Source organism: Janthinobacterium sp. PSPC1-1 (genome assembly GCF_049897625.1).
GTDB classification, from domain to species: Bacteria; Pseudomonadota; Gammaproteobacteria; order Burkholderiales; family Burkholderiaceae_D; genus Janthinobacterium; species Janthinobacterium tructae.
This window is the reverse complement of the sequence record NZ_JAFCWP010000008.1, coordinates 89,338-102,103: the sequence shown is the minus strand read 5'-3', so window position 1 is coordinate 102,103 and position 12,766 is coordinate 89,338. Positions and strand designations below refer to the sequence as shown.

Genomic DNA, 12,766 nt, shown 5'->3' with positions numbered 1-12,766 from the left:
GTAGCGCACGGCGGGCGCGGTTAAGGTAGTGCCAACAGCTTGCTGCTGATCCCGTATTTGATATGGCTCAGCCCGGCAGCTTTTAGCCGCTTCTTTTTCCCCGAAGCGAGGAGAATCATGATTCGGTCACGGCATCGAGCATGGTTGAAATTATTCACTGTTAAAGGAAACCACCATGAACGCGATTGAAAAAACCAGCTCCGATATGAACGGCACCGTGCAGGATACCCGCCAGGACCTGCACCGCACCATCGACAAGGTGGCTAGCCAGGCCCAGCCCTTGGCCGACAAGGTCGCCACGCGCGCCCATGACGGCGTGGACCAGGTGGGCGACCGCATCGGCCAGGTCAGCGATACCGTCAGCAAGGCTTCCGAAACCCTGATGGCGCGCGGCAAGCAATTGAGCGCCGCCTGCCAGCGCGCCGGCGAGACGGGGCGCGGCTATGTGCGCGAACGCCCGGCCATGTCGCTGCTGATTGCGGCGGCGGCCGGTTATGGCCTGTCGAAATTGCTGGGTTCGCGTAAATAAGTTTTACGCAGACCGGCCAGGTAGTTTGTCGTGGGCGCTGTTCCCTTCGCCATCATGGCGGGGTGGGCCAGCGCCCACGCGCACAGTAGCAAGCAGTAAAGGAGAGTGATGATGCGCTCCGTTTTGTTGTGGTTGATCGGCATACCTATTCCCATCATTATTTTGATTGCCCTGTTCGTGCGCTGAATGAGGGAGTTGTAGCGTTACTTCCCGGGGCAAACTACTCACAGGAGATGTAATGGCTACCACCAAGAAAACGCCGTCCACGGACGGTGCGGGTTCCATCTTGAGCAGCATGTGCGGCCCATCCGACAGCAATGCGCCGCACAGCCTGGGCGCGGACAATGACGTGACTCGTGCGCTGCTGCAAAAAACGGCCGCCAGCCAGCAGCTGGCCGCCGCCATGGCCGTCAATCCCAAGGAGGACGGCCAGTACGGCGAGGCGGCGCGCACGCCGGCCGAAGGCGTGCATGTGGCAGCGGGCGAACCGCTGGCCACGGCCAGCACTGCGGGCGAAACGATACCTTCTGCGAAGACGGGCGATGGCCAGCCCGTGCTGGGCGAGAACGCGCGTAACGCTTCCCTCGATGGCGCCCGCAGCGACGACAGCGGCTGCGTACTGACGACCAACCAGGGCGTGCCCGTGGGCGACAACCAGAATTCGCTGAAGGCGGGCTTGCGCGGTCCCACCCTGATGGAAGATTTTATTTTGCGTGAAAAGCTCACGCATTTCGACCATGAGCGCATCCCCGAGCGCGTCGTGCATGCGCGCGGTTCGGCCGCCCACGGTTACTTCGAATGCTACAAGGAGCAAAGCAAGCATACGCGCGCGGCGCTGTTCGCCAAGGCGGGCAAGCGCACGCCCGTCTTCGTCCGCTTTTCCACCGTGGCCGGTGAACGCGGTTCCACCGACACGGCGCGCGACGTGCGCGGCTTTGCCGTGAAGTTTTATACGGACGAGGGCAACTGGGATTTGGTGGGCAATAACATCCCCGTCTTCTTCATCCAGGATGCGATGAAATTCCCCGACCTGATCCACGCCGTCAAGCCCGAGCCGCACAATGGCATGCCGCAGGCGGCCAGTGCGCACGACACCTTCTGGGATTTCGCTTCGCTGTCGCCGGAAATCACGCACATGCTGATGTGGGCCATGTCCGACCGTGCCATCCCGCGCAGTTATAGGATGATGCAGGGCTTCGGCGTGCACACCTTCCGTCTGGTGAATGCCAAGGGCCAATCCGTGTTCTGCAAATTCCACTGGTCGCCCATGGCCGGCACGCATTCGCTCGTATGGGACGAAGCCGTCAAGATCAGCGGCGCCGATTCCGATTTCCACCGGCGCGACCTGTGGGAAGCCATCGAGTGCGGCGAGTATCCCGAATACGAACTGGCCTTCCAGGTCTTCACGGAAGCGCAGGCCGAAGCGTTCCCCTTCGACGTGCTCGATCCCACCAAACTGATCCCCGAAGAGCTGGTGCCTTTGGTTCCCGTCGGCAAGATGGTCTTGAACCGTAACCCGGACAATTTTTTTGCCGAGACGGAGCAGGTGGCCTTTTGCACGGCGCACATCGTGCCCGGTATCGATTTCAGTAACGACCCGCTGCTGCAGGGGCGCATCCACTCGTATGTGGACACGCAGATCACGCGCCTGGGCGGCGCCAATTTTCATGAAATTCCCATCAATGCGCCGCTGGCGCCCCTGCACAACAACCAGCGCGACGGCATCCACCGCCAGGCCATCAACCGTGGCCGGGTGGCGTACGAGCCCAATTCGCTGGCGGGAGGCTGCCCGTTTCAGGCAGGCGCGAAGGGTTTCAACAGTTTTCCCGCCTCCGCCGAAGGCGACAAGGTTCGCGGCAAGCCCGAGAAATTCGCCGAGCATTATGGCCAGGCGCGCCTGTTCTGGATCAGCCAGACGCCTATCGAACAAGAGCACATTGTGCACGCGTTCCGCTTTGAACTGAGCAAGGTGCAGACGGTGGTGATCCGCCAGCGCATCGTCGCCATGCTGTGCAATGTCGACGAAACCCTGGCGCAGGACCTGGCCGATGCCTTGGGCCTGGCGCTGCCGCCGGCCATGCCGCGCGCCTCCCTGCAGCCGCTGCCCGCGTATGCGCCGTCGCCAGCGCTGTCGCTCTTTTTCCGGCCCGGCAAGACGGGCATCCATACCCTGCGCGTGGCCATCCTGGTGGGGCCGGGCAGTGATGGCGCACAGGTGCGCAATATCTATGCCGCGTTGCTGGCCGATGGCGCCGTGCCGCGTCTGGTGGGCAGCCAGCTTGGCCGGGTCGACACCAGCGGCGGTGCGCCGCTCGACGTGGAAATCTCGCTCGAAGCGGGACCGTCCGTGCTGTTCGACGCCGTCGTGCTTGCCGACGGCCAGGGCGCCGTGCAGCAACTGGGCGAAGACGCCAACGCGCTCGACTTCCTGCGCCTGCAGTACCGCCACTGCAAGCCGCTGCTGGCCATCGGCGCGGGCAAGGGCTTGCTGGACAAGGCTGGCGTGCCGGCGACCCTGCCCGATGGCAAGCCGGATCCCGCCGTCATCGTCGCACCGTCCAGCGACGTGGTGAAAGCGGTGGCGGCCTTTAAAAAGGCGCTGGCGGCGCACCGGGCATTCGCGCGCGAAACGGACCCGCCCCGGGTGTAAGTGGCTGCATCAGGGCAGGGGCGGGATCGGCCGGCCCCTGCCGGTCCCGTTGCTTACCCTGTTTGCGCAGCATGCGCAACGCCATGCAACAATGTAAACAATAAAAACGTCCTGCGGTGATATGCTGCTGACTAGAACTGTTCATTTGCAACTATTTCTATAACACCAGCAAAGAACGGCTTCAGCAAACCGGATCGCGATTACCGCATGGACAAGTACACACCTCGCACCTGGGGGCCGGGCGAACGCCCGACCTTGCCCGGGTCGCCATCGATGCCCGAACATTCGACGCCCAAGCGTGTCGCGTATTTCATCGTCGGCCTGATCGTCGCGCTGACGGGGGGGCTGGGCAACGGCCTGGTGACGGCCAATTTGCTGAACCTGCAAGGTTCGCTGGCCGCCTATGCCTACCAGATGCAATGGCTGCCGGCCGCCTACGTGATGACCATCGTCTCCATGAATCTGCTGCTGGTGAAGTTCCGCCAGCAGTTCGGCCTGCGCCTGTTTACGGAAGCATTCCTGGTGCTGTATGCGCTGGTGACGTTCGCCCACTTGTATGCGAATACCTTGCCGTCGGCGATCGCCGTGCGCGCCGCGCATGGCATGGTGGGCGGCGCGCTGGGCGTGCTTGGCCTTTACTACACCTTGCAGGCGTTTCCCGCGCGGCACCGCCTGAAGGGCGTGGTTCTGGGCCTGGGCTTTGCCCAGCTGGCCTTGCCGCTGGCGCGCATCTTCACTTCCGAACTGCTGCAGATAGGCGAATGGCATGGCCTGTACCTGTTCGAACTGGGACTGGCCCTGCTGGCGCTGGGCTGCGTGCTGGCCCTGAAACTGCCACCCGGCGACCGCGTGCAGACGTTCGAGCCGCTCGACTTCCTCACCTTTATTTTGTTCGCGCCCGGCGTGGCCCTGCTGTGCGCCGTGCTGGCGCAGGGGCGCACGGCGTGGTGGATGGAGTCCGAGTGGGTGGGTGTGTGCCTGGCGTGTTCCATCGTGCTGATCGCCGCCTCGCTGGCCATCGAGCATAATCGCGCGCGCCCGCTGCTCAATACGCGCTGGCTCACCACGGGCAAGATCGCCAAGCTGTTTTTATCGGTGCTGCTGTTTCGCATCGTGCTGTCCGAGTCGACGGGGGCCGTCGGCTTCCTGCAGGCGCTGGGCTTGAACACGGACCAGATGCAGCACCTGTTCATCGTGGTCCTGCTGGGTAGCGTGGCAGGCCTGGTGGTCAGCGCGCTGACGATCCATCCGGCGACCCTGAATCGTTCGCTGATGTTCGCGCTGCTGCTGATCGCTGCCGGCGCCCTGATCGACGCGCACGCCACCAGCCAGACGCGCCCCGTCAACATGTATGTCAGCCAGTTCCTGCTGGCCTTTGGCGGCACGTATTTTCTCGGCCCCACCATGGTGGCCGGCATGGGTGCCGTGATCGCCGAACCGCGCAACCTGGTGAGTTTTTCCGTGATGTTCACCATGACGCAGAACCTGGGTGGCCTTCTTGGTTCGGCCATCGTCGGCACCATCCAGACGGCGCGCGAAAAATACCATTCCAGTTACCTGGTCGAGCACCTGACCATGCTCGATCCGCAGGTGGCCGCGCGCGTGCAGTCGGGCGCCGCAAGCTACGGCGATGTCTTGATGGACCCGGCCCTGCGCAGCGCCCAGGGCGTGGCGCGCCTGGGCGCCATCGCCACGCGCGAAGCCAATGTGCTCGCTTACAACGACGTCTTTCTGATGATCGCCGGCGTCGCCATCGCCACCCTGATCTGGATGCTGGTCAGCCAGTCCTGGACCCGCATCACCACCGGCGCACGTCGCCTGGTCGGCCCCGTGCGCGATGCGCAGACGGCCATGGCCATCGTCCCCATTACCAATTCGGAACCGAGCAATGACAGAAAATAACACTACACCGCCAGCACCTCCCACCGCACTCGCACCCGCACCCGCCGCCCCTTCCATGGCGCAGCCGGACCGGCGCCACCAGTGGCTGTCCGCGCTGGCCTTTGCCGCCGTGGCCCTGGTGGGCGTGCTGATCGTGCTGTATGCGTGGCGTTTGCCGCCGTTCACCAGCCCCATCGTGACGACGGAAAACGCCACCGTGCGCGGGCAGGTGACCATCATCGGCACGCAGCTGTCCGGCTATGTGGTGGAAGTGACGGTGCAGGATTTCATGGATGTGAAGGAAGGGCAACTGCTGGTGCGCATCGATGACCGTATCTACCAGCAGCGCTACGAGCAGGCACAGGCCCAGCTGGCGGCGCAGCAGGCGGCGCTGTCGAACTGGGCACAGCAGAAGGCCAGCGCGCAGGCGGGTATTTCCGTCAGCGAGGCGGCACTGGCCAACGCGGAAGCGCAGGCGCGCAAGGCCAGCGCCGATTTGAATCGCGTGGAGCAGCTGGTGGCTGACGGTTCGCTGTCGCAGCGCGAACACGACCAGTCGCGCGCCACGCAGGCGCAGATGGCGGCGGCGCTAGCGCAGGCGCGCGCCAATCTCGACATCGCCCAGCAAAGCGTGCATAGCGTGGTGGTCAACAGGCAGGCCTTGGAAGCGGCCGTGGCGAACGCGCAGGCGGCCGTCAAGGCGGCGAAGATCGACCTCGATAACACGCGCATCGTGGCGCCATCCGATGGACAATTGGGCCAGGTGACGGTGCGTCAGGGCGCGTACGTGAATTCGGGCGCGCAATTGATGGCGCTGGTGCCGCGCCAGATGTGGGTGATCGCCAATTTCAAGGAAACGCAGATGAACGGCGTGCAGGAAGGGCAGAGCGCCACCTTCCACGTCGACGCGCTTGACGGTGCCGTGCTGACGGGCCAGGTGGAGCGCATCTCGCCGGCCACCGGTTCCGAATTTTCCGTGCTGCCGGCCGATAACGCGACGGGCAACTACCTCAAAATTGCCCAGCGCATTCCCGTGCGTATCCGCATCGATGCGGGGCAGGCGAATGCGCGCCGGCTCGTGCCGGGCATGTCGGTGGTGGTCAGCGTCGACACGTCCGCCGTGCTGAATGACTCGGCGGACAATCCCGCGCCTCCGCCTGCGCCAAAGAAAGCCAAGCCATGAAGCGCCGCGTATGGCTGATGGCCGGCGCGCTGGCGCTGGCGGGCTGCGCCGCCAACGCGCCACCGCAGCCCGCATCGGCCCTGCAACTGCCGGCCGGCTGGCGCGCGCCAGGCGAGGGCGGCGCAGTGTCCGCGCCTGGTACACAGGTGGAACAGCTGTGGTGGCAAGCCTTCGGCGATCCCGTTTTAAGTGATCTGGTGGGCGAAGCGCTGGCGCGCAATGGCGACTTGCGCGTGGCGCGCGCCCGCGTGCAGGAATACCGCGCCCGCCTGGCGCAGGCCGATGCGAACCGCGCGCCCAACCTGGCGTTCGACGGTTCGCCCACGCGTACGCGCACCCTGGCGTCGAGCGGCGTGCCGTATGTGACGAATGTCTTCCAGGCCGAACTGCAGGCCAGCTATGAAATCGACGTGTGGGGCCGGCTGGGCAATCTGAGCGACGCAGCCGGCGAGAGTTACCGCGCCGAACAGGCCAGTCTCGATGCGGCGGCCCTGTCGATCGCCGCCAGCGTGGCGACGAGTTACCTGAATCTGCGGGGACTCGACGCGCAGCTGGCGCTGACGCAATCGACCCTGCAGCTGCGCGAACAATCGCGCGAGCTGGCGCGCAAGCAGTTCGAGGTGGGCTACAGCTCCCGCCTGGAATGGCTGCAGGCGCAATCGGAATACCATGCGGCGGCCGAGCAGGTGCCGCAGCTGCAGCGGCAGATCTTTGAACAGGAAAACGCGCTGGCGATCCTCGTCGGCGGCAATCCTGGCGCCATCGCGCGCGGCTTGCCGCTGGCCGAGCTGGCGGCGCCGGGCGTGCCTGCCGGCCTGCCGTCCGAACTGTTGCGCCGGCGGCCCGACATCGCGCGCGCGGAACACAATCTGGCGGCCGCCAACGCCAGCCTGGCGGCCACGCGCGACCAGCTGCTGCCCTCGTTCAAGCTGACGGCGGCGGGCGGCGGGCAAGCAACAACGCTCACCGATTTCCTGCATGCGCCGACGGCCCTGTGGCGCCTGACGGCGCTGGCGGCCGGCCCCCTGTTCGACGGCGGGCGCGTGCAGGCGCAGACGGATGCGGCCGGCGCACAGCGCGACCAGCTCGTGTACACGTATGAAAACGTGGTGCGCAATGCTTTCGCCGAAACGGAGAACAGCCTGGGCGCCATCTACCGGCTGCAGCAGCAAGCCGTGGAAAACGACGCGCGCCGCGCCACGGCGGCGGACACCCTGCGCATCGCGCACAACCGCTACCGCAATGGCTACGCCTCGTACCTGGAAGAACTCGATGCCCAGCGCACCCTGTACAGCGCCGACGTGGGGCTGCTGCAGCTGAAGACGCGCATCCTCGTCGCTTCGGTAGACCTGTACCGGGCCATGGGTGGCGGCTGGTCGGCCAAGGTGCAATAGGCCAGCGTGCCTGGCGCGGCCGTTTGACGCGGCCAGTGTAATATTCTGACCAGGGAAAGCGGCGGCATGGTGCCAGCGGCTCCCATCACGAACGAACGAGGTCGCAGCATGACGATTTTTGGCATAGGCATCCATATCCTGATCGCGGTATTTTTTGCGATTCACGTGGTGCGCAACGGGCAGCAGCTGTACTGGCTGCTCATTTTATTCATGTTCCCGCTGCTGGGCAGCGTGGTGTATTTCTTCGCCATTTACCTGCCCAATTCGCGCCTGCCGCAAGGTGCGCGCAAGGTCGCTTCGGTAGCCGTGCAGGTGCTCGATCCGAATCGGGAATTGCGTGAGGCGAAGGCCGCCTTCGAGTACACGCCGACGGCGCAAAACCAGATGCGCCTGGCCAGCGCGCTGCTCGAAGCGGGCGATGCGCAGGAAGCGGCATCGACGTATGAAGCCTGCCTGCGGGGAGCGTTTTCATCTGACCTGGAAATTCGCCTGGGCGCGGCACGCGCCTACCTGGAATGCGCGCGTGGCGCCGAGGCCTTGACGCACCTGGAATTCATTCGCCGCACGGATATGCATTTCCGTCCCGAGATGGTGTCGCTGCTGACGGCGCGTGCGCTGGCGCAAAGCGGGCGCCAGGTGGAAGCGAAGGCGGAATTCGACGACGCGCTGACGCGCTACAACAGCTTCGACTGCCGCGCCGAGTACGCGATCTGGGCGCTGCAGCAGGGCGACAAGGTGTTGTCGGAACGCCTGCTGCTCGATATCGACAGCGCCATGGCCCGCTGGAGCAGCCATACGCGCTCGATGTATGCGCCGCTGCTGGCGCGCCTGGAAGCGGCACGCAAATAGCTGGCTTGCGTGGGGTCAGACCCGGCGGGTCTGACCCCGGTGCTGGCCCCATTACACGCCAGGCACCGTATTTTTCCCTTCAATTAATTTATATCCCTTGCCATCGAAGGCATAACGCGCATGGCCATTCAAGGGCGTGGCGATGCGCGGCGGGTCCTGGTCCGGTTTGACCGTAACGCCGGGCTTGATCTTTTCGGATGCGCCCGTGAAGTCGATCAGCAAGTCGTCGTAGGCGCCACCGTTGCGCGCCGTGGCGAAGCGCCACTTGCCATCGACCATCCAGCACTCGTCCATGTCCGGCGTGCAGGCGCCCATATTGTCCGAGTACAGGTCGATGCCGCCATCGAGCGCGGTCACCTTGCCGTCGCCGATTTCAAACAGGGCCAGTTGCGTGATGGTGTAACCCTGGCCCGTATAGCCGTGGCGGATCGCCAGTCCCGGCTTGTTCGCACCCAGCATGACCCAGTGCACTTCACCGAGTTGTCCCGACGAGCCCAGGGCGGCGATGTTTTCCAGCCGTTTCACGACTTGCCACTGGCCGTCTTCCGGCTGGCCCTTGGGGGCCAGGAAAAAGACGTTCAACAGTCCCGACGAGGCGTGCGCCGATTCTGCCGTGCCTTCCGTGTTGGCCGTTTCCGCATTCGCCACCAGGATGGCGCGGCCATCGGGCAGCAGCCTGTGGCTGACGGCACTGACGACATAACTGAGTTTGTCGACATGGTTGTCCGGATCGGACAGGTCGGCCAGCGCATCGTCGCTGTCGCCGCGGTAGTCCTTGCCAAAGACGGCACGCATCATGCCCGCCTCGCGCTTGCGCGCCTGCGGCGTGTTCATCTCTTCCGTCTTGGGCGCGGTGGCGGCCGGTGGCGGCACGTGTTCGGCCGATGCCGTATCGGCAGCGGCGGCGGGGACATCGGCTACCATGTCAGCTGCCAGGTCGGCGCTGGCGGGGGTGGTCTTGTCCGAACAGGCGCCGAGCAGTGCGGATACCATTAGCAGGACGAGCGGAGTGCGGTAATTCATAGGCAGGGCAGATTGCGTTCATGGAGAATGGGCGCAGTATGCCAGATAGATGGAAGCGAGGGAGCGCGGCCTGGCGGCCGGTCCCTCGCTTCCTTGCCCGCAGGGGGCGATTTTGCAAACAATGGCGGTGCTTATTTTTCCAGCGCCGCCCTGTCATCGCGCCGCAGCGGGGCCTTCTGGCGGCGCAGTTTCGCCATGCCGCGCTTGAGCAGGTGCTCGAGGTCGTCGATATAGGTGAAGACGGCCGGCACCACCAGCAGGCTCAATAAAGTCGAGGTGATCAGGCCGCCGATGACGGTGATGGCCATCGGCGAACGGAAGCTCGGATCGGCACCCCAGCCCAGCGCCAGCGGCATCATGCCGGCGCCCATGGCAATCGTCGTCATCAGGATGGGCCGGCTGCGCTTGTGGCAGGCGTCGACCAGTGCATCGAAGCGGTTCATGCCGGCCTGACGCGCCAGGATCGCATAGTCGACCAGCAGGATGGAGTTCTTGGTGACGATCCCCATCAGCATGATCAGGCCGATCATCGACGGCATCGACAGCGCGCTGCCGGTGATCAGCAGCGCCACGAAGGCGCCGCCGATCGACAGCGGCAGCGCCGCCAGGATGGTCACCGGCTGCATGAAGTCCTTGAACAGCAGCACCAGCACGCAGTAGATGCACAGCACGCCGATCAGCATGGCCAGGCCGAAGCTGGCAAACAGCGAAGCCATTTCCTGCGCGTCGCCCAGTTCGGCGATCTTCACGGAAGGCGGCAAATTCTTCATCGATGGCAGCGCGCGCGCTTCTTCATTCAATTCGCCGAGGGTGCGCGAACCGAGTTCCACGTCGAGTGTCACGTTGCGGCTGCGGTTCAAACGGTCGATCTGTGCCGGGCCGCTTTCCATCGTCACGCTGGCCACGTTCGCCAGGCGCACGGGACCATTCTTGCCGGGTACGCTCAGGCGCTCAATGGCGGCCAGGTCGGCGCGCACGCTGTTGGGCAGCTTGACGCGGATCGGCACTTGCCGTTCGGGCAGGTTCATTTTCGTCAGGTCCGTATCGTAGTCGCCGGCCGTGGCCACGCGCACCGTCTCGCCGATGGCTGCCGCCGTCACGCCCAGGTCTGCCGCCTTGGCAAAATCGGGACGCACGATGATTTCAGGGCGCACCAGCGAGGCGCTGGAATTGACGTTGCCGATGCCTTTCAGGCCGCGCAGCTCGCGCTCGACCTTTTGCGCCGCCGCCATCAGCGCCACGGGGTCTTCCGAACGCAGCACCAGCTGCATCTTGACGCCAGTGTCGGGCGGCCCCACCGTGAAGCGGGCGCCAGGTATCGTATCGAGCTTGTGGCGCAGCTGCGTTTCCAGGCCCGCCATCGATTCCTTGCGTTCGGTGCGGTGCACGGTGGTCAGGGTCAGCACGGCGCGGCGCGCCTCGGCCGCCGCGCCGGGGGCGAAGGCATCGCCGCTGGAGCCGCCGCCTATCGAACTGAAGACGCCCTTGATGCCAGGCGTCTGCATGGCCGCGTCGCGCGCCATGGCTGCCACGGCCTGCGTTTCGGCCAGGGTGGAACCGGGCGGCAGTTCCAGATTGATCTGCGTTTGCGCGCGGTCGGCGGCCGGCACGAAGCCCGTCGGCAGCAGCGGCACCAGCAGGATGGCGCCGACAAAGAACAGGGCCGCAGCGATGGCCGTGACGCCGCGGTGGTTCAGGCACCAGCGCATCACGTGCAGGTAGCGCGTCATCAGCCAGCCATCCTGTTCTTCCTTGTGCGGCAGCGGTTTCAATATGTAGGCGGCCATCATCGGCGTGAGCAGGCGCGCCACCACCAGGGAAGCCAGCACGGCCAGCACGGCCGTCCAGCCGAACTGCTTGAAGAACAGACCGGGAATACCGCTCATGAAGGCCGTCGGCAGGAACACGGCCACCAGCGCGAAGGTGGTGGCGATCACCGCCATGCCGATTTCGTCGGCCGCTTCCATGGCCGCTTGCATGGGCGACTTGCCCATGCGCAGATGGCGCTCGATGTTTTCGATTTCCACGATGGCGTCGTCGACCAGCACGCCGACGACCAGCGCCAGCGACAGCAGGGTGACGGTATTGAGCGTGTAGCCGAACCAGTAGATGCCGAGGAAAGCCGGCATCACCGACAGGGGCAGGGCGGCTGCGGCCACCAGGGTGGCGCGCCAGTCGCGCAGGAACCACCACACCACCAGCACCGCCAGCAGCGCGCCTTCGTACAGCAGCTCCATCGAGCCTTCGAAGTTTTCCTCGACGGGGAAGGCATTGTCGATCGACTGCTGCAGCACCACGTTGGGGTTTTCCTTCTGCAGGTCGGCGATGGCGTCGCGTGCGCCCTTGGCGACGGCCACTTCGCTGGCGCCCTTGGTGCGGAACACCTCGAAAGCGACGACCGTCTTGCCATCCTGCTCGGCCAGCGCGCGCGGTTCGGCGACCGTGTCGCGCACGGTGGCCACCTGGTCCAGGCGCACATGGCGTCCATCCGGCAGCGGCACTTCCACGCGCGACAGTTCATCGGCCGTCTTGACGGTGGCGATGGTGCGCACCGACTGCTCGGCGCCGCTGATGTCGCCCCGGCCACCAGGCGCTTCGCGCTGCACCAGACGCAGCTGGCGCGAGACGTCGAGGGCCGACACTTTCAATGCGGCCATGCGTGCCTCGTCGAGCTCCACCTGGATCTCGCGGTAGACGCCGCCCACGCGGGTAACGGCGCCTACGCCGGGCACTGTCAAGAGGCGCTTGGCCACCGTGTTGTCGACGAACCAGGACAGGTCGGGCGAGTCGAGCGGATTATCGACACCGGGTTTTGCCGTGGCGATAAAGGTCAGTACCACGCGCCCGGCGGTGGACGCCTTGGTGACGGTGGGGTCGCGCAGCTCGGCCGGCATGTCCGCCTTGACGCGGGCGACGGCGTCGCGCACATCGTTGACGGCTTCGGCGATCTGCTTTTCCAGGATGAATTCAACGGTCACCGTGACGACGCCATCGAGCACCTTGGTGTAGATGTTCTTCACGCCTTGCAAGGTGGCGACGGAGTCTTCGATCTTGCGCGCCACTTCCGTTTCCAGCTGGGCCGGCGCGGCGCCCGGCAACACCGCGCTGACGGTGACGATAGGCAGTTCGATGTCAGGGAAATCCTGCACCGGATTGGCCTTGTAGGCCAGCAGGCCGGCCAGGGTCAGCAGCGCGAACAGCATGATGGCCGGGATCGGATTCTTGATCGAGAGGGAGGAAAAGTTCATGGCCTCTCC

The 12,766-nt window shown here is 65.1% G+C and carries 8 protein-coding genes; 6 read left to right on the top strand and 2 right to left on the bottom strand.

All coding sequences use genetic code 11. The features are described 5' to 3' along the window. Positions 1-175: 175 nt before the first annotated feature. The 6 genes from ACP7EG_RS22570 (at position 176) to ACP7EG_RS22545 (ending at position 8,486) form a co-directional block, all read left to right on the top strand. Positions 176-529 (top strand): DUF883 family protein, encoded by a 354-nt coding sequence (locus ACP7EG_RS22570; protein WP_426089378.1) that lies wholly within the window; start codon positions 176-178, stop codon positions 527-529. A gap of 238 nt (positions 530-767) precedes the next feature. Further along, on the top strand, positions 768-3,179 hold the full coding sequence (locus ACP7EG_RS22565; RefSeq protein WP_426089377.1) for a catalase: 2,412 nt from the start codon (positions 768-770) through the stop codon (positions 3,177-3,179). A 207-nt stretch (positions 3,180-3,386) separates the two neighbouring features. Beyond that, on the top strand, positions 3,387-5,081 hold the full coding sequence (locus tag ACP7EG_RS22560) for an MFS transporter (protein WP_426089376.1): 1,695 nt from the start codon (positions 3,387-3,389) through the stop codon (positions 5,079-5,081). Further along, positions 5,068-6,243: an HlyD family secretion protein gene (locus ACP7EG_RS22555; RefSeq protein WP_426089375.1), complete on the top strand. Its 1,176-nt coding sequence runs from the start codon at positions 5,068-5,070 to the stop codon at positions 6,241-6,243. The genes ACP7EG_RS22560 and ACP7EG_RS22555 overlap by 14 nt, the downstream gene beginning before the upstream one ends. Beyond that, entirely contained in the window at positions 6,240-7,637 is a 1,398-nt protein-coding gene (locus ACP7EG_RS22550) for an efflux transporter outer membrane subunit (protein WP_426089374.1), read from the top strand. The genes ACP7EG_RS22555 and ACP7EG_RS22550 overlap by 4 nt, the downstream gene beginning before the upstream one ends. Before the next feature lie 108 nt (positions 7,638-7,745). Continuing rightward, positions 7,746-8,486 carry a tetratricopeptide repeat protein gene (locus ACP7EG_RS22545; protein WP_426089373.1) on the top strand — a complete coding sequence of 247 codons (741 nt, stop codon included), beginning with the start codon at positions 7,746-7,748 and terminating at the stop codon, positions 8,484-8,486. Between the two features lie 51 nt (positions 8,487-8,537). On the opposite strand, the gene ACP7EG_RS22540 is transcribed toward ACP7EG_RS22545, so the two are convergent. Next, complete coding sequence (locus tag ACP7EG_RS22540; RefSeq protein WP_426089372.1) at positions 8,538-9,509, bottom strand: hypothetical protein; 972 nt, start codon at positions 9,507-9,509, stop codon at positions 8,538-8,540. A 131-nt stretch (positions 9,510-9,640) separates the two neighbouring features. Next, the gene (locus ACP7EG_RS22535) at positions 9,641-12,757 is read right to left on the bottom strand and encodes an efflux RND transporter permease subunit (RefSeq protein ID WP_116745397.1); all 3,117 of its coding nucleotides are present in this window, start codon (positions 12,755-12,757) and stop codon (positions 9,641-9,643) included. Positions 12,758-12,766: the final 9 nt, after the last annotated feature.

What these genes read in the sequence shown, in the direction of transcription:
- ACP7EG_RS22570 (WP_426089378.1), top strand. Translation starts at nt 176, where the DNA reads ATGAACGCGATTGAAAAAACCAGCTCCGATATGAACGGCACCGTGCAG.
- ACP7EG_RS22565 (WP_426089377.1), top strand. Translation starts at nt 768, where the DNA reads ATGGCTACCACCAAGAAAACGCCGTCCACGGACGGTGCGGGTTCCATC.
- ACP7EG_RS22560 (WP_426089376.1), top strand. Translation starts at nt 3,387, where the DNA reads ATGGACAAGTACACACCTCGCACCTGGGGGCCGGGCGAACGCCCGACC.
- ACP7EG_RS22555 (WP_426089375.1), top strand. Translation starts at nt 5,068, where the DNA reads ATGACAGAAAATAACACTACACCGCCAGCACCTCCCACCGCACTCGCA.
- ACP7EG_RS22550 (WP_426089374.1), top strand. Translation starts at nt 6,240, where the DNA reads ATGAAGCGCCGCGTATGGCTGATGGCCGGCGCGCTGGCGCTGGCGGGC.
- ACP7EG_RS22545 (WP_426089373.1), top strand. Translation starts at nt 7,746, where the DNA reads ATGACGATTTTTGGCATAGGCATCCATATCCTGATCGCGGTATTTTTT.
- ACP7EG_RS22540 (WP_426089372.1), bottom strand. Translation starts at nt 9,509, where the DNA reads ATGAATTACCGCACTCCGCTCGTCCTGCTAATGGTATCCGCACTGCTC.
- ACP7EG_RS22535 (WP_116745397.1), bottom strand. Translation starts at nt 12,757, where the DNA reads ATGAACTTTTCCTCCCTCTCGATCAAGAATCCGATCCCGGCCATCATG.